The organism is Endozoicomonas sp. SESOKO4, assembly GCF_024606275.1.
Map to the genome: position 1 here is coordinate 1 of NZ_JAHHPS010000646.1, position 1,035 is coordinate 1,035.

The following is a 1,035-nucleotide window of genomic DNA, read 5'->3' on the forward strand; positions in this document are numbered from 1 at the left end:
GTGCATTCACGCAGTCAGTCTTATTTTCTTGGGCAGCCATGAACACAGGGGTGGCGCCACCTGTAGTCTGGGCGTTAAGATTTGCCTCGGCTTCGATCAGGACTTTCACGCAGTCGGTATTGCCTTTCGCAGCAGCGATACACAGTGGGGTGGCGCCATCCGACGTGGCAGCGTTGAGATCTGCCCTGGCTGCGATCAGGATTTTTAGACAGTCGGTGCTATTTTGTTGGGCAGCCATGAACAGCGCGGTGACACCATTCTTGGTTCGGGCGTTGATATTCGCCCTGGCTTCAATCAGGATTTTTAGGTAGTGGCTGTTATTTTCCAACGCAGCAACGAGCAGCGCGATGACGCCATCCCCAATTTGGGCGTTGATATCCGCCTTGGCTCTGATCAGGAGTTTCATGCAGTCGATGTTATTTTCCTGGGCAGCCATGATCAGCGGGGTGGAGCCATCCTCAGCCCGGGCGTTGAGATCTGCCTCGGCTTCGATCAGGAGTTCCACGCAGTCACTGTGGCCTGTTGCAGCAGCGATGGCCAGCGGGGTGACGCCATTTGAACAGGCGGCGTTGAGATCTGCCCCGGCTTCGATCAGGAGTTTCACGCAGTCGGTGCTATTTTGCTGGGTGGCCATGAACAGCGGGGTGGCGCCACCCACGGTTTGGGCGTTGAGATTCGCCTTGGCTCTGATCAGGAGTTTGACGCAGTCGGCCTTATTCTGCTGGGCAGCGATGAGTAGTGCGGTGGCACCATTCTCACGGGCAGCGTTGAGATTCGCCCCGGCGTTGATCAGACGTTCGACGATATCCCTGTGCCCCTGACCAGATGCCAAAATCAAGGCAGTGAAATCATCAGCTAGAGCAGCATTGACATTGACTCCTTCTGCCAGTGAATGGTTCACCCGCGCAAAATCCCCGTTAATACAAGCATCAAAAAACGCCTGGTTCGGGAAAAATTGATCCGGGTGAGATTCACCGGTGCTCAGATTCAATACAGGCATCGGGTCTTCCCGACACATCGCGCACCGGCGTGAGC

At 55.7% G+C, this 1,035-nt stretch carries 1 protein-coding gene; it reads right to left on the minus strand.

All coding sequences use genetic code 11. The features are described 5' to 3' along the window. Nucleotides 1–1,000, minus strand: a 1,000-nt coding sequence (locus KDK16_RS12575; RefSeq protein ID WP_257276382.1) for an ankyrin repeat domain-containing protein, incomplete at its 3' end; no start/stop codon positions are given. Between the last annotated feature and the right edge of the window lie 35 nt (nucleotides 1,001–1,035).